The following is a 23595-nucleotide window of genomic DNA, read 5'->3' as shown; positions in this document are numbered from 1 at the left end:
CCGAATTTTTTAAGGATATGAAAATTAATCAGGAAATCAAGAAACGGTACCTTGTGCCAATATTGTTGTGCATCATGGGACTGGCCGGAATGAGCTATTATTACTTCTTCACGCCCTTTTCGCGCTTGAAAGAGACAAGTTATGTCTACATTGACTCGGACGATACCTACGACTCCTTGCTCGTAAAACTTGAGCCTGTGGCCGACAAGCGTTGTTTCCACGCTTTCTGCACGCTGGCTCGCCATAGCAGTTTGCAACAAAAGGTGCATCCCGGTCGCTATGAGATTACGCCCAAAATAGGAACGCTCTTTTTGTTTCGCCATTTCAAAAATGGCATGCAAAAGCCCCTTAACCTCACGGTTCCAAGCGTGCGAGCCTTGAACGACCTGGCCGGAAAATTGGCTGGCAAACTGATGGTCGACAGCGTGGAGCTTGCCCGCGCGCTAAAAGACCCAACAGTGTGTCGCAAGCTGGGTTACGACACGCTCACCATCGCCGCGATGTTCATACCCAACACTTACGAGGTGTATTGGAATGTATCTGTGGACCAACTGCTGCAATACATGAGCAAGGAGAACAAAAAATTTTGGGATGAAGACCGTTTGGCCAAAGCCAAACACCTTAAACTCACGCCTATAGAGGTCACCACATTGGCCAGCATTGTGGACGAAGAGACAGCTAACGACAAAGAAAAACCCATGGTGGCAGGCATGTATTACAATCGATTGACACTGCGCGACGAAAAATATCCGGAGGGCATGCCACTTCAAGCCGACCCTACCATCAAGTTCGCATGGCACATGTTCGACCTCAAGCGCATCTATAACAAGCTGCTTCACATAGACAGTCCGTACAACACTTACCGGTATCCCGGATTGCCACCGGGACCCATCCGCATACCAACAGTGGCAGGAATAGACGCGGTGCTGAACATGACGCGCCACAACTATCTGTATATGTGCGCCAAAGAAGACCTTAGCGGCACGCACAATTTCGCGACAACATACGAGGAGCACATCGCCAACGCGCGCCGTTACGCCACCGCGTTGAACGAGCGTGGCATCAAATGAGATGAGCATGCGAGGTGGGTGGTGGCACGCCCATACGGTTATCCGATTTGCGTACACAAAAAAATGGCGCTCACTTCACAGTGAACGCCATTATTCTCAATAGGTATTAGCCTTTTCATTAAGGTAAAAAGATTGTATTCAGGATAACGATTGCAAAGTTAAAACAATTTAATGAAAAGTGCAAATCTTTTTGTATTTCTTTTGTAACATTCCTGATATTAATTCTTGAAAAATACCTAACTTTGCACGTAACTATAAAAGTAACAATATATAAACATGGACACTAAAGAGAATATCACCGAGAAAAAGACAGGGTTGAGCTTCGTGGAGCAGTTTGTTGAGGAAGATTTGGCCGAGGGCAAAAACGGCGGACGCATACAAACCCGGTTTCCCCCAGAGCCCAACGGATATCTCCACATAGGCCATGCCAAGGCCATTTGTATAGATTTTGGGATAGCCGAGAAATATAATGGCGTATGCAATCTGCGTTTCGACGATACAAACCCGTCAAAAGAAAACAACGAGTATGTGGAAAATATCCTCAGCGATATATCTTGGTTAGGGTTCAAGTGGAACAATATTTACTATGCCTCTGATTATTTTCAGAAACTTTGGGACTTCGCCGTTTGGATGATCCGGCAGGGTCGCGCCTATGTGGACGAGCAGACCTCCGAGCAGATAGCCCAGCAGAAAGGCACGCCCACCACGCCCGGACAGGCCAGTCCATATCGTGACAGGCCCATCGAGGAGAACTTGCGCCTATTCCAATTTATGAACACTGCCGAGGCCAAGGAAGGCTCAATGGTGCTGCGCGCCAAGATGGACATGGCCAACCCCAACATGCATTTTCGCGACCCTGTAATCTATCGCGTCATCCATACGCCACACCACCGCACCGGAACCACGTGGCACTGCTATCCCATGTACGATTTCGCGCATGGCCAAAGCGACTATTTCGAGGGCGTGACACACTCCATCTGCACGCTCGAGTTTGTGCCTCACCGCCCACTTTACGACAAGCTCATTGACTATCTCAAGGAGTATGACGGCACGGCGGCGCAAGGATTGGGCGACAATCGGCCCAGACAGATCGAGTTCAACCGCCTCAATCTCACCTACACCGTTATGTCCAAGCGCAAGCTGCACCAGCTTGTCGAGGAACATCTTGTCAACGGATGGGACGACCCGCGCATGCCCACCCTGTGCGGCATGCGTCGCCGTGGCTACTCGCCTGAATCGGTGCGCAACTTTATCAAGAGCATCGGATACACCAAGTTTGACGCCCTCAACGACATGGCCCTGTTGGAAGCGGCCGTTAGAGAAGACCTCAACAAGAAGGCTACGCGCGTATCAGCGGTGCTAAACCCCGTGCGTCTTGTCATCACCAACTATCCCGAGGGACAAACCGAGGAGCTCATGGCCGAGAACAATCCTGAGCAGGAAGACGCCGGCAGCCACACCATTACTTTCTCACGCACACTATGGATGGAGCGCGACGACTTTATGGAAGACGCGCCGAAGAAGTTTTTCCGCATGACACCTGGACGCGAGGTGCGCCTAAAGAACGCTTACATCGTGAAATGCACTGGATGCGTCAAGGATGCCGACGGAAACATCACGGAGGTTCAGGCCGAATACGACGCGTTGAGCAAGAGTGGTCTTGAGGGCGCCAACCGAAAGGTGAAAGGCACGCTTCACTGGGTGAGCGCCGACCATTGCGTCAAGGCCGAGGTGCGCGAGTACGACAGGTTGTTCTTTGTGGAAAACCCCGCCGCGGATGGTCGCGACTTCCATGAATTGCTCAACCCTGAGTCACTGCGTGTGAACCGAGATTGCTACGTGGAGCAATACGCCGCCGAGCGCAAGCCCGGCGAGTACTTGCAGTTCATTCGTTTGGGTTATTTCATGGCCGATTTTGACAGTCAAGACGACAAACCTGTGTTCAACAAGACCGTAGGTTTGAAAGACACTTGGGCCAAGAAGAACAAGTAAGAAGACCGATTGGCGGCGCGTTGCCAGTTTAGGCGCGTTGCCGCGGATTGGCCAGGCTTATCACATGGAGGCTTGCGGACAATCGAACGCGCGCTTCCATTGACATTGCATATATCATTTTCATCTTAATTTGCCATTGACAGTTCTGTAACGGCTTCGCATCTTCGACATGGATATTTTTTCATCGCTTCTTAGCAATCTCAACTACGGCACGGTTTTCTTTCTCATGCTTTTGGAGAGTACGGTCATCCCTGTACCCTCCGAACTTGTCGTGGCTCCAGCCGCATACCATGCCGCCGCAGGCAATGTGGACGTGTGGATGGTCATACTCATGGCAACGATAGGCGCGGATTGCGGCGCTTCTATCAACTACTTAGCCGGTTACTATCTCGGGCGTCCCGTCATCTATAGGTTTGCAAACAGCAAATGGGGGCGCATGTGCCTGCTCAACCAGCAAAAAGTGGAGCACAGCGAGCGTTATTTCAACGATCATGGCTTGGTGGCCACCATCACCGGGCGACTCATCCCCGGCATAAGGCACCTCATATCCATACCCGCCGGGTTGTCAAAGATGAACTACTGGAAATTCCTGCTCTATACCACGGTAGGGGCGGGCTGCTGGCATGCCATTCTCGCCGGCCTCGGTTGGTATCTACACGCCGTTGTGCCCGAAGCCCAGCTCAATGACAAGATCATGGAATATGGCGAGTATATCAAGATTGTCATCGTAGCCTTGGTGGCCATCGTCGCGCTCTACTTTGCCGTCAAGTGGTGGCTGAAAAGAAAACGCACTGCCGCTGAATAGTCAATTTTAAGCCTTTTTTTGTTCAGGGTAGCAACTGCCCGAGCCACGGTTTAATCTTTCGAATTTCTCTTACAAAATCACGCTCATATATCGCGTATTTCCAAACCATGGCTAAATTTTTTTCAAATACGCGAAATATGAGCATATTTCGTACTGTTTTGTTTAACAACGGTTTGCGTCAAATTGTTCACCAAATTTGATGCTGTGGCTTGTTTGTCATGCTGCGTTTGCTATCCAATCACATCCCGTTTAGGCACCAATGGCGTTGTCGTTGAGCTTTAATCATCTCCCCATTCGGCCCTGAACGCAAGCCGATTAGGGCTTATACACGTTTACCATCATTTATACTTTTGTTTGTGAGATGACTTTTCGCCTTACCCAATACCATATTTTACTGTAAAACAACATTTTTTTTCGCCTTGCCCATACTTCTTGCATAAGCCCTCGTTCGGCTTCCATCGTGGTGCATTCCATGCAAGAAGGCAACCATTTGCATGCATCCCATCTGCTTGTTTTAAAGGTTTTCGCCATTATTTCATACTTCTGAAATCATTTCCAATCGCTAAAATTTTGTTGTCATTCAAAAATATAATACCTTTGTAGAAATTTCATTAACATAGCACAAGGTTGACGGAGTATCTGCGAAGTTTGGGTGTACAAATTATTTAGGACCATACGCCCCGCTTCTAAAGTGGAATGATTTCAATCCTTTCTTTACATTCACCTCCGAGATTTGTAACGGTGGTGAAGAGGGAGGGGTGTATTGTCATTTAAATAGTTAAGCAAAGTATCACATACATAAAGAATGGGGAAGCAGCGAATCATCTATTTAGACTTTGCTAAATTTTTAGCGATAACTTTAGTGTGCATAGGGCATGCATATTATTTTGGCGATGAACTGCAGAGCAAGATTCGTCCTATCATTTATTCTTTCCATATGTCATTGTTTATGACGATGTGTGGTTTCTTTTCTCATAGCTCATTTTTGTTGCCATTCAAAAATTTTCTGATAAAAAAGTGTAAACAATTACTTGTACCGTCTGTAGTGGGTTCTTTACTTTTGGCAGCGATAGCGTATACTAATGGGGGGGGTATATGCGCGAACTTTATGGAGGTGTGTGGTTTCTAAAATGCCTGTTTGCCTGCTATATAGTGGTGTATATAAGTAAAAAAGTGATTCACAATGATGCGGCAGCTTGTGCCATATCTTCTATTGTAATGCTTGCAATCCCATACGGTGGAAGCCTGATGATAAACTATTATCTTCTATTCTTTTGGACCGGATATTTTTTGCGAAAACATTATCAATGGTACGATAAACACACAAAGCTAATAACGTTCTTGTCACTCATTGTGTTTACTCTTTTAATCTTACTTGGAAAAGGCCACGCTGTGGATAAAGTAACATTACAAACTATTATATCGATGCCGACCTATATCGTTATGGAATATATTGTAGGGCTTGCTGGTTCAATGCTATGTTTAGGTATATGCAAAACTGTATGTTCTATTGCCTCACCATCAAAAATGATAGATGAGTTGTCGAATATAGGAAAATACACGTTGGGCATCTATGTCGTTCAGATTTTCGTGCTTGAACGCTTAGCTGTTTCTATCCCATTTTTGCAGGTTTCTGAGATAGGAGTTCTTGAAGATTTGGTTATATTGCCTATTATTGGCATCGTTTTCACTTTTATCTCCTACTATATTGTTAAATGTACGGCAAATATGTGGTGGATAAATAATTTGTTTTATGGTGGGCAATATTCCCAATAAACCTTTTTATATACAGATTAAATTTAATGTATAATGAATAGAACTACATTAATTAATTTTAGTTTCGATGATGGGCGCATAGACAATTATGAGATAGCCTATCCGATATTAAAAAAATACCATTTACCAGCTACATTTAATATCACCACAGGATTTGTTCGAGGAGAGCAAAGTCTGACTTCTTTAGCACCAAGCAAACCCATGACTGTGGAAATGGTTTATAAGTTGTATCAAGATGATGCAATGGAAATAGCTGGACATGGTTATTATCACAAAAACACGATTGAAGATATTACACAAGGAATAGAAGAACTCAAAAGAGATCTTAATACAGAAAAGCTTACTAAATTAGGGAATGGGTTTGCAAGTCCGGGAACAGGTTTTAGACTTGATGAATACGAAATCATAAAACCTAAATTGGATAAGCTTGAAATAAAGTATATTAGACTTTCGTTGAGATATTTGAAATATCAAGGAATAAAAGTATTTTTTAGAAAAATCAGCCGAATTATAAAGTTTCCCTTATTATACAGATGGGCTTATCAGGATACTTTAATGCAGAGTATAGATAACGGTTTGATATACAGCATACCCGTATTAAGTTCTATTTCTGCAGAAATGTTATTTGCAATCATAGAATATGCAGAAAAACACCACATGGCTTGTGTATTAATGTTTCATAGTATTGTTGAGGATGGACATGTTAGAGATAACTGGGATTTCGAAAGATCAAAGTTTGAAAAAATTTGTAGTTATCTCTCAGAACGTCAGAGCAAAGATAAACTAAAAGTTACTACATCCATGGACATTTACCAACGACTAAAGAAATAAAAGATGTTTGAATTTATCTACTCCAAGGATAGAATTAAAGGACTGAATAAAGTGATAACACAACAATATTCGAAGCAAAAACTGATACCTTTGTTGTGGACAGAACACTGTGTTGAGTGTGCTGCTCCTGCATGTTATGATACATGCAGTCGTTACAAAAAGCGTGAGGATGGAAACTGCATTAGGATTGAAAATGGAATATCCCCTATAATTCTCGATGGCAAACTTGGAGCTAAAGTGGAATTCAGAACATGGGCAAAAATAGAAAGCCAATTAAAAACAAAAGCTTTAGAAAGAAATAAATATGCTGAGACATATAAAGTCATAACAAAATTAGGTGCTGTATTTAGAAAATGTGCTGCATTATCTCCAATTCAAAAAATCCATACTTTTTTTGATCATGGTTGGTTTAGTTTTCGGCAACGTTATATTAACTATTTAATTCGAAGTAATCCTGAAAACGACACGTTAGAACTTCATCTCGTTATTGAAAATCAAGATCACGAAACAAGCTTTTTAATAGATGTGAAGTCTACTTCCAAACTGTTATTTCGTGAGCGAATTGAAATTCCATTGGGAAAATCCGAATTCCAAATTGCGATCCCACCTTATAGTGATTCTAAGGATCTTTATTTTATAAATATTCATCCAACAAATGCTGAGGAACATGTATCTATCATATTTAGCTATTTAGAGCTTGAACCAAGAAGCAATACGAAAGGAAAAAAAATAAAATGCGTAGTTTGGGATTTGGATAATACACTGTGGAAGGGAGTGATGATTGAAAATGAGCAAGTAGAAGTTCGAAATGAGTTCATTCAATTAATTAAATTTTTGGACAGCAAAGGAATTGTTAATAGCATTGCTTCAAAAAATGATGAACCTCAGGTAATGGCATTTTTGAGAAAGCATGATATCGACAAATATTTTGTATTTAATAAAATAAATTGGAATCCCAAAAGTGTAAATATCAATCATACATTAACACAAATGAATATCCATCCTAATACAGTTGTTTTTGTTGATGATAATCCGTTTGAAAGAAATGAAGTAAAATTAGCACTTCCAAGCATTACCTGCATAGATCCGAAAGAAATCTTGAGTTTTTCGAAATGCAACCGATTTAACATTGTTGTAACGGAGGATTCAAAGAAACGCAGAGAAACATATAGGATGCTTGAAAAGCAAAAAAGAGAAGAAGAAGTTTGGGATGGTGACATAAATGATTTTCTTGCCAGTTGTAAAATTCGTTTAATTTTGTCATCACCAACGTTCCAAACACTTCCCAGATGTTATGAATTACTACAACGTACAAATCAATTGAACTCTTCAGGGCGGCGTTTATCACTTGAGGAAGTAACGACACTGGTAGAAAGCACCGATATTGATAGCTATGTACTGCAAAGTACGGACAAGTTTGGAGATTATGGGATCGTTGGTTTTTTGATAATTAGTCGTGCTGATAATATTCCTTGTGTAACAGATTTCGTTATCAGCTGCCGGGTTGCCAATAAAAAAATAGAGCCAACACTAATCAACTATCTGGCAGCAAAATACGGAGGAAAAATACATTTTAATTTTAAGCGAACGATACGAAACGGTCCAATGTTTAAAATCATTAATGAATTGAATATGGAGAAAGTACAAACAGCCAGCGACCACGAGATATTTAATTGTGTTTTCGACAAAGAGTATTCTAAGATAGTAACCATAACAGATAATACGAGAAAATAAACCGCCTTTGTAAACTAAAATGTTTTTTTACTCGTCTTTTATATGAAAAACAGTTCATCTGGGAATAAACAAAGATAATAACATCGACCCCAATGGAAACCTCATCGAAGACGAGGCCAGCGGCATCCACTCCAACCCCTTTGATTTAGATGCAGAAGAAGTATGGGGAGATGGATGGGAGTAGAGTTGACACTCAGATAATCCAATCATAGAGAGTTCTTTTATGGAACAAATATCATCAAACAAGACTATTGCAAAGAACACCATATTTCTTTATGGTCGTATGCTTTTTAATTTGGTAGTCTCGCTGTATACTTCCCGTGTTGTATTTCAAATATTGGGAGTAACTGATATGGGTGTTTTTCAGGTGGTAGCAGGAATAATTAGCCTATTCACATTTTTTAATGGTGGATTGGCAGCAGCCACCTCGCGATTTTTGGCATTTGAACTCGCGCGAGATAATACCTCTCGTTTTCAACGAACTTTCTCCGCATCATTAAATGTTCATATATTGTTTGCTGTCATTGTCTTATTGCTTGGTGAGACTGTAGGCTTATGGATTGTATATCATAAACTTGTTATTCCAGAGGGTAGAATGACAGCAGCCCTCATTGTATATCAATGTACAGTGGGAATGATGGTGTTATCAATGCTTCAAGTTCCCTATAATGCAGCAATTATTGCATACGAGCGGATGAATGTTTTTGCCTATATCGGAATAGGTGATACATTGCTTAAACTGATCGCCTGTTTCATGCTGATGCTTATTAGTTTTGATCATCTGGTCACTTATGGTTTACTTTTATTGTTATTTAGTTTTCTTATTTTTACAGTTTATGTATTCTATTGTAAACATAGTTTTAAAGATTGCAAATGGACGTTGAGATGGGATAAAGAAATAGCCAAGCCGATATTGGTTTTTTCGGGATGGGGTGTAGCTGGAAATTTTTCTTTCGGTTTGAAGCAACAGGGGCAGAGTATTCTGCTAAATATGTTCTTTGGTGTTGGTATTAATGCTGCTTGTGGCTTTGCTAATACTATTTATGGGGCCGTTGTTGGTTTTGCAAACAACTTTATGCTTTCGGTACGCCCTGCAATTATCAAAGCTTATTCTTTGAAAGAGTATCGACGTATGCAAGAGCTTATTATATTGTCTTCTAAGTTCTCTTTTTTTTTTATGATGCTTCTTACAATACCTTTTATTATAGATTGTGAGTTCATATTACGTTTATGGTTAGGAACACCCCCTGCATATACGGCAAACATTTGTAGATTTATGTTGCTAATGATACTTGGTGATTCTTTGTTTTCTTCTGTAAAATATGGGATAACTGCCACAGGAAAAAATAAAGCAGTGTCTTTATTAAATAGTATCGTCTATTTGTCGTATTTGCCAATGATGTATGTTTTGTTAAGGTTTTTCTTGAATCCTTATTATCCTTTCTTCTTGTTGTTTTTATTGGAACTTATAAAAAATAATATTTGTACTATGCTTCTTAAAAAAAACATGATGGAGTTTTCTATGTCAACTTTTTATAAGGAAGGTATTTCTCCATGCATAGTAGTTTTTATTATAACACTTTCTATTATTTATGGGACTTTGTGTTTTATAGAATTAGAAGGATGGTGGCATCTAATGTGTACGATACTGTTAGAGGTTACAATAGGAGGCAGTGCCATCTTTCTTATAGGATTAAAACAAGATCAACGTAGTGTTTTGAAATCGTATATGTATAAGTTGTGTCATATATAACGCTCAAAATTTAAAAGTTAATAAAATAATATAAGTAATTGTAATTTTGGAATCTTGTATAGTGTTTATTATAAGAGGTTAATAATCAGATAAATTGCCCCAATCATATAATATGAAAAATGAGAAATTAGATTTAAAAATCGTTCGTTATATTCCTAAAGAAAGATATAAAGAATTATTGACTTTAATTCATGGTTCTTTTGAAAGCCATCAAAAGAAAGGAATTTATTTTACATGCTCTCAATACACTTTAAAAGACTTAGAAGAAAAGGTTTTGTCTGAAACTTATTTTATAGCCCTGTCTAAGGACGATCAAATTTTGGGAATTACAGCGATAAAAGAATATGATAATTATGCTTATGCAATTATTACAGCAATTTCGCCCTCGTGTAAACATATGGGTATTGGTTCTCTGCTATATTCTTTAAGGAAAAAGTATTTACTGGCAAATAACAAACATTATGTACTTTCTGACACAGCTGTTAATGCTGTAGATTCTGTTAAGTGGCATTTAAAAAAATGTGGATGTAGAAAAGTTGGCTACGCATCCTTTCCTTCAACAAACTATTATTCATATATATTTAGAGAAGATATAATCCCTCCGAAAATTTTAACTATTGTCAGACTAAGGATTCACTATCTTGCTTCTTTTGTAAAATGTCGCTTGTTTTGGCATGCAAATGGTAAAGAAACTTTCTTAAAAAGAACTTTGTTCAGAAAATGGTAGAACTTGAATTAAAAGATATACAACAAATATCTCTAAAAGTTTTAAAAGAAGTTTCGGATTTTTGTAGGCAATATAATATTCGGTATTCTTTGGCTTATGGTACATTATTAGGAGCTATCAGGCATAAAGGTTTCATTCCTTGGGATGATGATGTAGATATAATCATGCCACGACCAGATTATGAATTGTTTTTAAAAAAATTTAAGTCTAATTCGCGTTTGACCTTGTCTTCTGAGTATGAGAATTATCTTACATTCAGTCGGGTTTGTGATACAGAATATACAAGGTCAGAAACATTACTTCCTTTTACTCCACTTAATAAAGAAAATAACAAGTTAGGTGTATGGATAGATATATTCCCTATCGATGGTGTAGATAATGACTTTAATGTCTTTACATCTCAAATGGAAAAACTTCACATTTTGTTTGAATCCCAATTACAAGCTCGTTGGTTAATACCTTTTTATGGTCTTCATATGGGTTTTTATTCTTGCGTAAAGCAAATAGTAAAAAAAATAATTCATTTTAACAAAGATGTTAATCAGATAAATGAGCAAATACGTATAATAAGAGAAAAACATAACTATAATGAATCAGTGTACGTAAGTCAGATAGTATGTGATGGAAATGGAAATCGTGAATTTTTTAAAGCTGAGATTTTCGAGAATTACATAGATGTTGTTTTCGAAGGTTATAAGTTCAAAGCAATCAAAGACTACGATATCTATTTGAAAAAAAATTATGGAGATTATATGCAACTCCCTCCACAGTCGGAGCGATTACAACATAGTGCAGGGCATACTCATTTCTATTGGAAGTCAAATACAAAAATAAATATATGAAGAAATTAAATTTTACAGTGGGACCTGTTATGTCAAGTGACGCTGTTCTTGATGTTGGCGCAGAGCAAATTCCTTATTTTAGAAATAGTGATTTTTCAGCTTTAATGCTTGAAAATGAAGAACTTGTTAAGAGTTTCTCAGGAGTGGATAGTTCTGGCCGAACAGTTTTTATGACTTGTTCTGGCACAGGCTCTATGGAGGCTGTAGTCATGAACTTTTTTACCTCAAATGATAAGGTGTTGATTATCAATGGAGGAACTTTTGGACAAAGGTTTGTAGAAATTTGTAAAATACATCAAGTTCCTTATTCAGAAATACGACCACAGTTTGGTTGCGATATTACAGATGAAGATCTTGCTCAATATGAGGGAAAGCATTATACCGGTTTTTTAGTAAATATAGACGAGACATCTGTTGGGGTTTTATATAATATAGAGCGCATAAGTAAGTTTTGCAAAGCTAATGGACTATTTTTAGTTGTTGATGCAATAAGTTCTTTTTTATGCGATCCATTAAATATGAAGGAATTGGATGTTGCGGTAATGATTACTGGGTCACAGAAGGCACTGGCGTGTGCTCCAGGTATATCTCTGATAACGATGTCAGAAAAAGCGATACATCGATTGAAAGATAGCAAGGTTTCTTCTTTGTATTTTGATTTGAGCTTAGCTCTAAAAGATGGTGAACGTGGACAAACTCCTTTTACGCCAGCAGTAGGTATCCTACGTCAAATCAACGTTCGATTAAACGAGATAAAGCAAAAAGGTGGAGTTGATGTGGAAATAGAAAGAGTACATGCATTAGCTTCTGATTTTCGTCATAAAATAAAATCCTTACCTTTTAAGATTGTCTCAAAGTCTCTTCCTAATGCTGTAACAGCATTAACTCCTTTACATGCCAAGGCATATGATATTTTCTTGAAATTGCAGAGTGAGTATAATATTTGGGTGTGTCCTAATGGAGGTAATCTAAAAGATTCTGTATTTCGAGTTGGGCATATTGGTTATTTGACAGAAAAAGACAATGATGTTTTGATCAATGCCCTTGAGGATTTAAGTAGAAAAGGATTTTTATAATGACAAGAGTTATAACTTATGGAACATATGATTTGTTTCACAAGGGACATCGTAAGCTTTTAGAACGTGCCAAAGCACTTGGTGACTATTTGATAGTCGGAGTAACTGCAGATAGTTTTGATAGAGTTCGGGGCAAGATAAACGTTCAGCAAACATTAATAGAGCGTATAGAAGCAGTTAGAGCAACAGGGTTAGCTGATGAAATAATAGTCGAGGAGTATGAAGGACAAAAAATAGATGACATAAAACGTTTTAATGTTGATATTTTTACTGTTGGTTCAGACTGGAGAGGACATTTTGATTATCTTAATGAATATTGTCGAGTTGTCTATCTGGAACGTACGCAAGGAATTTCCAGTTCAGATCTTCGTACAGAGGAGAGAAAAATCAGAATGGGCATTGTCGGCGAGTCCTCAATCATTAATAAGATAATTTTAGAGAGTAAGTATGTAAATGGATTAACTATTAGTAGTATCTATAGCCTTTATCCAAAATTTATAAAATCAGAAGACGCAAACTTAGAAGAAAAAAGCTACGAGTCGTTATTGGAGAAGTCTGATGCTGTATATATCATATCAAATCCTCTAGAGCATTATGCTCAAATTAAGTCAGCTCTACTTCAGCGTAAGCATGTAATTTGTGAATCTCCAATAGCGACAAATATTGTTCAGTATGACGAACTAAGGAATCTTGCCTCTGCAAATAACTGCATATTAATGGATGCTGTAAAGACTGCTTATTCTACAGCTTATTATAGATTGTTATTATTGGCAAAAAGTGGCAGGATAGGTGAAATTGTTTCTGTTGACGTAACATGTACCAGTATGGAAAATCTGTTAAATACAGAAGCTCAAGAATTAAAATATATATGGAATAGTATTAATTCATGGGGGCCTACAGCCATGTTACCAATTTTTCAACTACTTGGAACGGATTATAAACAGAAATTAATAATATCAAGGCCATTAACCGAACACGATTATTTTGATAGCTTTACTCAGATCAATTTTGTATACGAACATGCAGTTGCAACATTAAGAGTAGGGCAAGGAGTAAAATCAGAAGGTGAACTAATTATTAGTGGAACGAAAGGATATATTTATGTTCCCGCTCCTTGGTGGAAAACTGATTATTTTGAAATACGGTTTGAAAATCCACAAAATAATAAACGCTACTTTTATCAATTGGATGGAGAGGGAATTAGATACCAACTTGTTTCTTTTGTTAAAATGATCAATCTCTCGTATAATGTAGCCTATGTAGATGATAAAACTTCTAAAGCAATAGTAAGGATTATCGAAGATTTTTATAATAGAAAGGATTACGTAGAAATATAAACTACTATATGACAGATTTACAAAAAGTATTGCTTGAAACATTTAAGGCTTTCTCTGCTCTGTGTGATGAATATAACTTGAGATATTATGCTGCTTTTGGAACAGCTTTGGGAGCGGTGAGACATCAAGGCTTTATACCGTGGGATGATGACATAGATGTATATATGCCCCGTCAAGACTATAATAAATTCATTGCTTTAAGAGACAGAATTGAAGAAGCATATTCAATTATTGACTTAAGGGATACGGGGTATTTTATGTATTTTGCTAAGTTCATAAATAATCAAACAACGGTATGGGAAAAACGAGAACTCCCTTTTTTATATGGAGTTTTTATAGATATATTCCCATTAGATTATTATGATGAAGAGAAGTCTGATGAAATAAAAAAAGAAAACAAGTTGTTTTCTAAGGCTTATCTTGGTTTTTTTAAATCGAATCGCGAGTGTTCTTTATCTTTTAGCTGGCAATGTCTCAAAACGGGTGCATGGATAACTTTTCTAAAAGCTTTGGAAACCTTGATGTATTATCGACCATTAAGAAATAAGTATTTAAAAAGGTTATATAGCCATATACAATATTTTTCATCTCTTCGGGGGGATAAATTGTGTAGATATTCGCCTGATCTAAACGAGAGTAATGTTTATCCCGTAAACTGGTTTGGAGAAGGTATTGAACTTCCTTTTGAAGATACGACTATCGTTATTCCTAAAGCTTTTGATTCTTATTTGCAAGTTGAATTTGGTGAATATATGATTTTTCCACCTGTTGAAAAGCGAGTATCTAATCATAATATTTATTTTTTAGACTTATATCATCATTATTCTATTGATGAAGTCAATAGAATAATGAACATGAAAAAAAAGTTCTTTATCATAAAGCTATGAGAAAGATAGTTTAGAGGCAAGATGTATTGTTTGGTAACGAAACACCTTGTTTAGTTTTTTATGGGCTGCAAATAGAGAAAGATAATTATAAAAATATATGATTATGACTATGCAACGCATACAATATGTTGATCGCCTAAAAGGTTTTGCTATGTTGGCAGTAATCTTTGGACACATATATTTTTTTTCTTTGAATGATGGAAATAATATTTGGGTAAGATTTGTGTCCACGTTTCATATGCCTTTGTTTATGTTTTTATCAGGTTGGGTTATATCATCTGTGCCAGATATTAAGAAGGTGTTGATTAAATCTGTTTCTTTCTTGTCTCCTTTCTTATTCGTGGGATTATCATTTGTCATTTTTAATCATAAAGATGTAGCTGGATTCTTTGAAGGTAGTGCAAAGAATGGTTATTGGTATCTATTCGTATTGTCCTTGTTTTACGTTTTCTTATGGTCATTACGCTTGGTTACTCGGTTTGTCAAATTCAAATGGGTGGATATTATTTGGGCTGTAACGATTTGGGCATTCCTAATCATGATTCAATTTACTCTATCAGAACGATGGAGTAATGTACTGAGCGTTTATCAGGCAAGAACATTGTGGCCATTATTTATTGCCGGTTATTTGTTCAGGAAATACAATTTGACAGAAACTCTTTTATCTAAAAATATTGTATTCAGTTGCTGCATGATAGCTTATGCAGTAACTGTTTATTTTTTCACAAAGGGCTTTTCCAGATTATTCTTATTTTCAGCTTTTCTTTCCGTTCCCACCTTTGTTTATCTCTTTAAGAAATTGGAAATAAACAGTGGTGTCGTGTCCGATGCTTTGGCAAAAATAGGTCGCCATTCGTTAGATATTTATATTTATCATTTTTTCTTTGTATTTGCGTTAAGATTATCAGGATGGCATGAATATTTCATGGAAACAGACAACCTACTACTTGAATGTGTGATAGTTGCGATTCTTTCTGTTGCTATTGCATACAGCTGTATAGGTATAGGCTACTTGATTAGACAAAGTGAATTTTTAGAGAACTTGATTTATGGCAGATATATTGCAAATGCAATAATTTCATTAAACAAAAAATCTGCGTAAAGCCGAACAAATTGTAATATATGAGAAAGAAGGTCTTATTTATAATAGGCACGTTACAATCAGGAGGAGTGTCGAAATCCATGGTGTCATTACTGACGGCTTGGGATAGGCAAAGATACGATACCTCATTGTTGCTTTGCTGTAAGGGGGGTGACATATATTCAGACAGGTTGCCAAAAGATGTTCATCTGATATATAACCCTGTTATAGAGCATGTGATGGGTGGTGTATCTTCGGCATGGTGGCTTCTGCAACATGGAAAGATCGTTTTGTCATTGGGTGTTTTGATTAGGCTTATATTGTCCCAACTGTCAAAACCTATGGCAGGACGCTTGATCGCAAAGATGATGCCGGCAATCAATAATGAGGAATATGATTTGATTGTAGATTATGGTGGTCAGCAAATATTATATTATATGGTGGATAAGTTGCGTGGGAAAAAGAAAGTGAGTTTCTTTCATAGCGACTATAGCAGATGGCCTTACTATTATAAGGCCGACAAAATATATTATCCGTTAACAGATCATATATTTACAATTTCAGACACCTGTGTAGCAGCCCTGAGACAATATTTCCCGAATTGTCATAAGCAAATATCTAAGATGGAGAATATATCTTCACCTGAACTTATAGAGCGATTGTCTGAAGAAGATCTTGATAATTTTGTTCCACACAACTTGACATTAGTTACTGTAGGACACGTGTGTTACAACAAGGGAATAGACTTTGCAATCGAGGCTGTAGATATACTTAAAAATACTGAGATTGATTTTTTATGGCTATTTGCAGGTGCTATTATAGAACCTAAATGGATTGAAGAGATAAAACGTAAAGGTCTACAAAAGTATTTCAAATTTGTTGGCATTCAATCAAATCCCTACCCATACATACGTCAAGCTGATATATATGTACACCCATCTCGTTTCGAGGGTAAATCTATTGCGCTCGATGAGGCGAAAATACTGTGCAAGCCTATTATCGTAACCAATTTTTCTACCGTAAGTGACCAATTTGAAGATAGAGTCAATGCCACTATCTGCACAATGGATGGCAATGCCTTAGCACATGCCATTCTTAATCTTTATGAAGATGGGCAGTTACGGCAAAAATATGTAGATTATCTTAAAACACATATTCATGATAATTCCAGTGAGGTGCAGAAATTATATACGTTCCTATAACATTTTAAGGCTATGTTTCCCTATCTTTTAGTTTTCATTGTTGCTTTTATTCTATTTCTTGTTTTAAAAGACAAACGGTCAGATAAATATCTTATAGCCTACTTTCTCTATGTTTCTTTGTTTGTGGGTTTGGGAGATATGATAGGCGGATATGACCGCTATATATATGGAGAGGTGTTTGATGCTATAGCAGAAGAAATGCGAGGTGGTCGCAATTTAGCACGATTGAATTATTTGATCAATGGCAAAGAGTATGGCTACTTCTTTTGGCAAGTGTTAGTATCATTTGTCACGCAGAATAGGTATATATTTATCCTCATCACCACCTTGGCTCTTTATATGCTCTATTTCTTCTCTTTCAAGCAATATATACAAGACTACCCTTTGGCAACGATAGTGTTTCTCGGTTTCTTTTATTATTTTACGATGACCTATCTTCGTCAAGTTTTTGCGGTTGGCATTGTGTGGTTATCCGTGCGATACATTTGGGAGCAAAAGCCAATCAAGTTTTTTGCCCTTGTGCTTTTGGCTTACACATTTCATGGTTCCGCTCTGATTTTTGCACCCATGTATTTTTTGCCAATACGGAAATACAGTCCAACGGCCATTATTGCTTTTGTTGCAGTCTGTTTACTTGTAAGTTTGTCTCCTTTACCCAATGTGCTACTGGTGTCATCAGGAGAGGCTACAGGAATGGCAGAGCGAACAGCTGCCTATACCACAGAAGATCAAGGCTTCCGTATAGAGTATGTCTTGGAATGCATGTTCTTGTTGTGGCTTATTTTTACTAACTACAGGAAAATTGTGCCTACCAAGCAAACGCTTGTGTTTCTTAATATGACAGTTGTGTTCTGTGGAATACTTCTTCTCTTTATGCGTTTTGGACAAGGTGGTAGGTTTGGATGGTATTTCTTCTTGGGCATTATCTATATGCTCACACACATTTGTCATCTCCCTCATCGAAAGCCATGGCTCAAACCACTTGTTGTCACAGTGTGTTTCTTGCTATTTTTGCGTATCACTATTGCTTGGCAGTCGCTCAATATGCCTTATAAAACATTCTTTACGAATGGAGAACCTTCGGGAAGTGGCTCTATTTATGAACGATATGAGTATGATTATAATTATACCGTTGATAAATTGTACAAATAATATAAAACAATACAGTACATGAAAATTATTATAGATCCAAGATTACAGTACGCCTATGCCTCTTATTATCTACTTGGAATAGAAACGGTTTTTGGAAAAAACAGTATACGGTATAGTGCTAAGCCTTTCGAAGGTTTGGATAATAAATATATCAATACTTATAGATATGGTTTTGCTTTTGTTATAAAAAACGGGGGAAATGACTATAAGGTCTTTATAGATAGTGAGGATGTTGCAAGTATATTTAACGAAGGATATGAATGGTGTGATATCTATGGAAAGGTAAATCCCACATTTGAACATACTCAAAAGGATATAAAATTATTAGCAATAGGCCCTTCGTTTGGAATAACACTTCATACTATTCCAATTACTATAATCAAATGTCTTAAACACTATTTTCAGAGTATAGGCTATACGAATGTTCCTTTAAAAAAATATTTGCAAGATTATTTGTATTCCAACATTCGTAGACGACCTATAAATGTATATGAGAAACCAGTGAAGGTGCGCCCCAACTATATTTTTCATTCCTCAACACTATGGTACAATAAGTTTGCGGAAACAGATACAAATTATTGGCGTGGTGAATTTTTACGCGCATGCCAACAATTACAAATAAAAATTGAAGGGGGTTTGTTTTATATAAACGGGGAAGATGTATTAGCAGAAATGCCTGATTATCCTAAATATAAAGAGATATATAAGGATTTTATTTATGATAAGAGACTTTCAATGGATGAGTATATTAAGAAAACCAAGGAAAGTGTTCTTGTTTTTAATACTCCATCTGTATGTGGATGTCATGGATGGAAATTGGCTGAGTATCTCTGTATGGGAAAGGCTATCATATCTACTAAACTTTCTCGAGAGATGCCTGAGCCTATGGTGCATGGTGAAAATATTCATTTTGTGCACACGAAAAAAGAATTACTCGAAGCTATTATGTTGATAAATAGTAACGAAGAATACCGCAGACATTTAGAAAATGGTGCAAGAAGATACTATGAGCAATGGCTCAAACCAGATGTAGTTATAGACAGACTATTGGAACATGCGCTTTACATACACAAATAGTTTTATTTCATGATGATTACTGTATTTACTCCTTCATATAACAGAGATGACTTGCTGCCACGCCTTTATGACAGTTTGTGTGTGCAGACTTTTTCTGATTTCGAATGGGTGATTGTGGATGATGGATCAACAGATAACACACAGGAAGTTATTAATAAAATAATTTTAAATCATAAGAAGTCTAATCCTAATTTCCAAATACGATATTATTATAAGGCTAATGGAGGTAAACATACTGCAATAAATCTGGGAGTAAACAAGGCGTGCGGTGATTTATTTTTCATCGCAGACAGCGATGATTATTTACCATCAAACGCTCTTAAACTTGTAATAGAACAATGGAATGAAGTGAAGAATGATGATTCCTTTGGTGGTGTATGTGGATTGGATTTGTTAAAGGGTAAGAAAGAGGTTGTTGGTGGTATGCCTCCTTATGATATTCTTGATTGCACCTTCTTAGAATATTGGTGGAAGTTCAAAATGAAGAATGGGGATATGAAAGAGGTATATCGAACTTCTGTACTTCGTGAGTTTCCCTTCCCGGAAATACCAGGTGAAAAATTTTGTCCGGAAGAATTGGTGTGGGCTCGGATAGCTCAAAAATACAAACTGAGATATTTCAGTGAAGTAATTTATATTGCAGATTATCAAGAACACGGCATTTCTGCAAATATGACACGAATGAGGATGCAAAGTCCACTTTTGTCCATGATGATGTATGCAGAAAATGTCTCTTATGATATTTTACCATTCTCACGTAAGGTAAGATATGCGATAAATTATTGGAGATTCCGTGCATGTTTTCATGGATCATCGTTAAATGCTTTGATCAAACTTCCTGTGTTAAGATGGTATTGGGTGTGGACTGCACCATTAGGATTTGTATTACATGTAAGAGATAGCTACATGAAAAAATAAGGGTATAAGCTATTTTATTAATCATGTGTATGCTGTCGCACATCTTTTAGTCAATTATATTGATCTGAATAAAGGAGAAAAATGTGACAAAGAAGTTATGAAAACTTATTTAGTAAAAAAATGATTGAAAACAAGTTTGTTGTTTTTGCAGTAGATCACTTTAGTTCTTTAGGAGTGATTAGATGCTTGGGTGAAGCGGGAATAAGGCCTGACGTTATCTTATTTTCTGTTCAAAAGCCTAAGCTAGTTCAATATTCTAAGTATATAGCTGTATTGCATCATGTTCGTAGTTTAGAGGAAGGCTACAAGTGTTTGGTAGACGAATATGTGAATGAGAGCACAAAGCCCTTTGTTTTGGCTACAAGTGATGAAGTGGAATCTTGTCTCGATTTACATTATGATGAATTGAAAGACAAGTTTTATTTTTATCATGCGCAGGAACAGGGACGAGTTACAAAAATGATGCAAAAGCATGTCATTGTAGAAATGGCGAAAAGATGTGGACTGCGCATTCCCAAAACAGAAATAGTTAGCCGTGGTGAGTCTTCAAAGATGTTGAAATTTCCAATTTTAACAAAGGCGCCAACATCGACCATACATAATTGGAAAAATAATGTTTTCATATGCCATAACGAAGACGAACTTCAAGAAGCATATAAGCATATTAAATGTGAAAAGGTACTGTTGCAGGAATATATTGAAAAACAGGATGAACTTAATGTTGAAGGTTTCTGTATTGATGGTGGAGAGGCGTATTTTACCTTGCAAAACCGTTTCCATAGAATAACGAATAAGAGTTATGGTAACTATGCATATATAGAGAAATACTCTTATCCGGAATTAGAACAGGCCATCAGACGATTGTTTAGGGAAACTCATTATAGTGGGGTGTTTGAGTTGGAATTTATGATAGGAAAAGACGGAAAATGTTATTTCTTAGAAATCAATTTTCGAAATAGTGCTTGGTTATATGCATATTCAAAATGTGGTCAACCGCTTTTGATGATGTGGGCTAAATCAGTATTGTGCAATAAAATAATTACGGAGGATGAAAACATCAGAAAACTTCCATTTAATTTGATGGATGAAATAACTGATTTTAAATGGAGCGTTATGTCGGGTATAGTTTCTCCTTTTACTTGGCTTAAGGAGTGTCTTGGTTCCGACTGCCATTTTTATTATAACAAACAAGACTCTCGGCCCTTTTATATGTATTTATGGAATAGGTTTTGGGGATTACTGAAATGATAAAAGAGTATATTAAAAGATATTGTGACGAGCGTTGGAATATTGGCTTCATCCAAAATTCTCTTGATAACATTCTTCAGGGGGAGGATATCCGAGTTCAGTGGGTAGAACATGATTATAAAAATTCATGGTTTGCAGATCCTTTTATTTTAGATGTTACAGATACGGATATTATTGTTTTGGTTGAAGAATTTCCAAAAAACATTTATCGTGGGAGAATTTCTAAATTAACGATAGATAGACGCAGTTATCAGCTAAAGAAATTAGACATTGTCAAAGAACTCCCTACTCACATGAGTTTCCCTGTGATTATTAGGCAGCCATGGTTTGAAACCTCTAACGGGTCTACCGGGGACTTTGTTTACTTAATGCCGGAAAATGGTGCTTCTGGTAAGTTAATCGTCTATAAGTATTGGGTTCACGAGAATATCATAGAAGAAGTTCATAATGTTTTGGATGAATCCGTTGCAGATGCTACTCCTCTTCGAGTGGGAAACAAAGCATATTTATTTTGCACAAAGACACCAAATGTAAATGGGAATACACTTTATGTATATCAGTGGGACAGTCAAGAAGAAAAATTCATGCCATTGGGTTCAAAGATTTTTCAAGAAAATATAGCGCGTATGGCAGGAAACTTTTTCGAATACGAGGGAGCCTTGTACAGGCCTGCTCAAGAATGTAACACTCAATATGGGCATGCTGTATCTTTGCAGAAGATTACTTGTGGGGAAAAGTCTATTTGGGATATGCAGGAATTAGATTGTGAAACGATAGAATTTAGGGAAGTTAGAAGAATGTTTTCTGACCATCCTAAATTGAACGTAGGGATGCATACCTTCAACATGTACAAGGGGGTTATAGTGACAGATGCATTAGGTTTTGATAATATGTGGATAAGAAATATTTTATCTAAGTTTGGAATTATCCATTGATAAAGTAATATGAAGATTCTACAGGTTATCACATCTTTGCAGATTGGTGGGGCGGAGCACGTGGTGGTGCACCTTACCAAGTTGCTACGGCAGAAGGGACTTACGGTGGATGTGGTGGTCTTCAATGGTGAGGAGACTGCTTTTATGCGGGAGTTGAAGGAGACGAGATGTAGGATTTATAAGCTTGGACATGGTGTTTACAATATTAAATACATCCCCAAGTTAAGAAGGATCATGCGGGAGTATGACATTATTCACACTCACAACTCCTCTCCGCAGCTGTTTGCCGCCATTGCCAATATTGGGTTGGGAAAGGTGCTGATAACGACGGAACACTCTACGAACAACCGAAAGCGAGAACATCCTATGTTCTCGTTTGTAGACAAATGGATGTATGGTAAATATGCAAAGGTGGTGGCGATTAGTAAGATTGCTGAAGAGAAGTTGTGCAGTTATTTGGGTCTTGAGGACAATCAACCTAACTGTCCGATGCAAAGTAGAATAGTGACCATCAACAATGGAGTAGATGTTAATGCCTTTTATCATGCGAAGGATTTACCGGAATTGGCTCACCAAGGTAAATTTGTCACGGTGATGGTGGCCGGATTTCGGGAAGCCAAGGATCAGCGAACGGTGATTCGGGCTATTGCGTTGTTACCGGACGAATATGAGTTATGGTTGGTAGGCAATGGCGTTCGTCGACCGGAGATAGAGGCAGAAATTATTAACCAAAATGTGACGGAGCGTGTAAAACTGCTTGGCATTCGGTCGGATGTGCCGCAGATATTGAAGTCGGCAGATGTCATTGTGATGTCGTCACATTGGGAGGGATTATCTCTGTCGAATATTGAGGGCATGTCCTCGGGCAAGCCTTTTGTAGCCAGCGAGGTCAACGGATTAAAAGAAGTGACTGCCGGCTATGGTATCCTTTTTCCACATGGCGATGCTGAGGCACTGGCTGATGTTATAAAAAAGTTGCATGACGACTCGGAGTATTATCACCAAGTGGCGGATCGGTGTTATCAACGAGCCTTGCAATATGATATTCGAAAAATGGTGGATGCGTATGAACAATTGTATGATGTGGTGCAGCAATAATTTGTTTGCACCGACAAGCATGATTCTCCATGGGCAGTCTGTCAATCATAGTCA

The 23595-nt window shown here is 37.6% G+C and carries 21 protein-coding genes; all 21 read left to right on the top strand.

Going from position 1 to position 23595, the window contains the following annotated elements; all coding sequences use genetic code 11:
• Positions 1–23 precede the first annotated feature (23 nt).
• Positions 24–1070, top strand: a complete 1047-nt coding sequence (gene mltG / locus C7379_RS00265) for an endolytic transglycosylase MltG (protein ID WP_419185298.1) — start codon at positions 24–26, stop codon at positions 1068–1070.
• Between the two features lie 276 nt (positions 1071–1346).
• A complete protein-coding gene (locus tag C7379_RS00260) occupies positions 1347–3062 on the top strand; it encodes a glutamine--tRNA ligase/YqeY domain fusion protein (RefSeq protein ID WP_116615462.1) in 1716 nt (571 codons plus the stop codon).
• 169 nt (positions 3063–3231) lie between these two features.
• Complete coding sequence (locus C7379_RS00255) at positions 3232–3867, top strand: DedA family protein (protein ID WP_116615461.1); 636 nt, start codon at positions 3232–3234, stop codon at positions 3865–3867.
• Between the two features lie 805 nt (positions 3868–4672).
• Positions 4673–4996, top strand: a complete 324-nt coding sequence (locus tag C7379_RS13175) for an acyltransferase family protein (RefSeq protein ID WP_116615460.1) — start codon at positions 4673–4675, stop codon at positions 4994–4996.
• The gene (locus C7379_RS00245; protein WP_116615459.1) at positions 4963–5643 is read left to right on the top strand and encodes an acyltransferase family protein; all 681 of its coding nucleotides are present in this window, start codon (positions 4963–4965) and stop codon (positions 5641–5643) included. The genes C7379_RS13175 and C7379_RS00245 overlap by 34 nt, the downstream gene beginning before the upstream one ends.
• Before the next feature lie 33 nt (positions 5644–5676).
• Positions 5677–6474: a polysaccharide deacetylase family protein gene (locus C7379_RS00240; RefSeq protein ID WP_116615458.1), complete on the top strand. Its 798-nt coding sequence runs from the start codon at positions 5677–5679 to the stop codon at positions 6472–6474.
• A gap of 3 nt (positions 6475–6477) precedes the next feature.
• Entirely contained in the window at positions 6478–8208 is a 1731-nt protein-coding gene (locus C7379_RS00235; protein ID WP_116615457.1) for an HAD-IIIC family phosphatase, read from the top strand.
• Between the two features lie 223 nt (positions 8209–8431).
• Positions 8432–9961 carry a lipopolysaccharide biosynthesis protein gene (locus C7379_RS00230; RefSeq protein ID WP_116615456.1) on the top strand — a complete coding sequence of 510 codons (1530 nt, stop codon included), beginning with the start codon at positions 8432–8434 and terminating at the stop codon, positions 9959–9961.
• Between the two features lie 112 nt (positions 9962–10073).
• Complete coding sequence (locus tag C7379_RS00225) at positions 10074–10688, top strand: GNAT family N-acetyltransferase (protein WP_116615455.1); 615 nt, start codon at positions 10074–10076, stop codon at positions 10686–10688.
• Positions 10682–11530 carry a LicD family protein gene (locus C7379_RS00220; protein ID WP_116615454.1) on the top strand — a complete coding sequence of 283 codons (849 nt, stop codon included), beginning with the start codon at positions 10682–10684 and terminating at the stop codon, positions 11528–11530. The genes C7379_RS00225 and C7379_RS00220 overlap by 7 nt, the downstream gene beginning before the upstream one ends.
• Entirely contained in the window at positions 11527–12606 is a 1080-nt protein-coding gene (locus C7379_RS00215) for a pyridoxal-phosphate-dependent aminotransferase family protein (RefSeq protein ID WP_116615453.1), read from the top strand. Before C7379_RS00220 ends, C7379_RS00215 begins: the two co-directional genes overlap by 4 nt.
• The gene (locus tag C7379_RS00210; RefSeq protein WP_116615452.1) at positions 12606–13943 is read left to right on the top strand and encodes an adenylyltransferase/cytidyltransferase family protein; all 1338 of its coding nucleotides are present in this window, start codon (positions 12606–12608) and stop codon (positions 13941–13943) included. The genes C7379_RS00215 and C7379_RS00210 overlap by 1 nt, the downstream gene beginning before the upstream one ends.
• An 8-nt stretch (positions 13944–13951) precedes the next feature.
• Positions 13952–14830: a LicD family protein gene (locus C7379_RS00205; RefSeq protein ID WP_116615451.1), complete on the top strand. Its 879-nt coding sequence runs from the start codon at positions 13952–13954 to the stop codon at positions 14828–14830.
• Positions 14831–14933: 103 nt separating this feature from the next.
• Positions 14934–15932 carry an acyltransferase family protein gene (locus C7379_RS00200; protein WP_165814996.1) on the top strand — a complete coding sequence of 333 codons (999 nt, stop codon included), beginning with the start codon at positions 14934–14936 and terminating at the stop codon, positions 15930–15932.
• A 20-nt stretch (positions 15933–15952) separates the two neighbouring features.
• Complete coding sequence (locus C7379_RS00195) at positions 15953–17113, top strand: glycosyltransferase (protein ID WP_116615449.1); 1161 nt, start codon at positions 15953–15955, stop codon at positions 17111–17113.
• A 12-nt stretch (positions 17114–17125) separates the two neighbouring features.
• Positions 17126–18265, top strand: a complete 1140-nt coding sequence (locus tag C7379_RS00190; RefSeq protein WP_116615448.1) for an EpsG family protein — start codon at positions 17126–17128, stop codon at positions 18263–18265.
• Between the two features lie 18 nt (positions 18266–18283).
• Positions 18284–19342: a glycosyltransferase gene (locus C7379_RS00185; protein ID WP_116615447.1), complete on the top strand. Its 1059-nt coding sequence runs from the start codon at positions 18284–18286 to the stop codon at positions 19340–19342.
• Positions 19343–19351: 9 nt separating this feature from the next.
• A complete protein-coding gene (locus tag C7379_RS00180) occupies positions 19352–20260 on the top strand; it encodes a glycosyltransferase family 2 protein (RefSeq protein WP_116615446.1) in 909 nt (302 codons plus the stop codon).
• Positions 20261–20380: 120 nt separating this feature from the next.
• Positions 20381–21508, top strand: a complete 1128-nt coding sequence (locus tag C7379_RS00175; protein ID WP_116615445.1) for a D-alanine--D-alanine ligase — start codon at positions 20381–20383, stop codon at positions 21506–21508.
• Positions 21505–22443: a glucosamine inositolphosphorylceramide transferase family protein gene (locus C7379_RS00170; protein WP_116615444.1), complete on the top strand. Its 939-nt coding sequence runs from the start codon at positions 21505–21507 to the stop codon at positions 22441–22443. Before C7379_RS00175 ends, C7379_RS00170 begins: the two co-directional genes overlap by 4 nt.
• A gap of 9 nt (positions 22444–22452) precedes the next feature.
• Positions 22453–23541 carry a glycosyltransferase gene (locus tag C7379_RS00165; protein WP_116615443.1) on the top strand — a complete coding sequence of 363 codons (1089 nt, stop codon included), beginning with the start codon at positions 22453–22455 and terminating at the stop codon, positions 23539–23541.
• Positions 23542–23595: the final 54 nt, after the last annotated feature.

It is taken from the genome of Hallella colorans (assembly GCF_003096815.1).
GTDB classification, from domain to species: Bacteria; Bacteroidota; Bacteroidia; order Bacteroidales; family Bacteroidaceae; genus Prevotella; species Prevotella colorans.
This window is presented reverse-complemented; position numbering and strand designations above follow the sequence as displayed.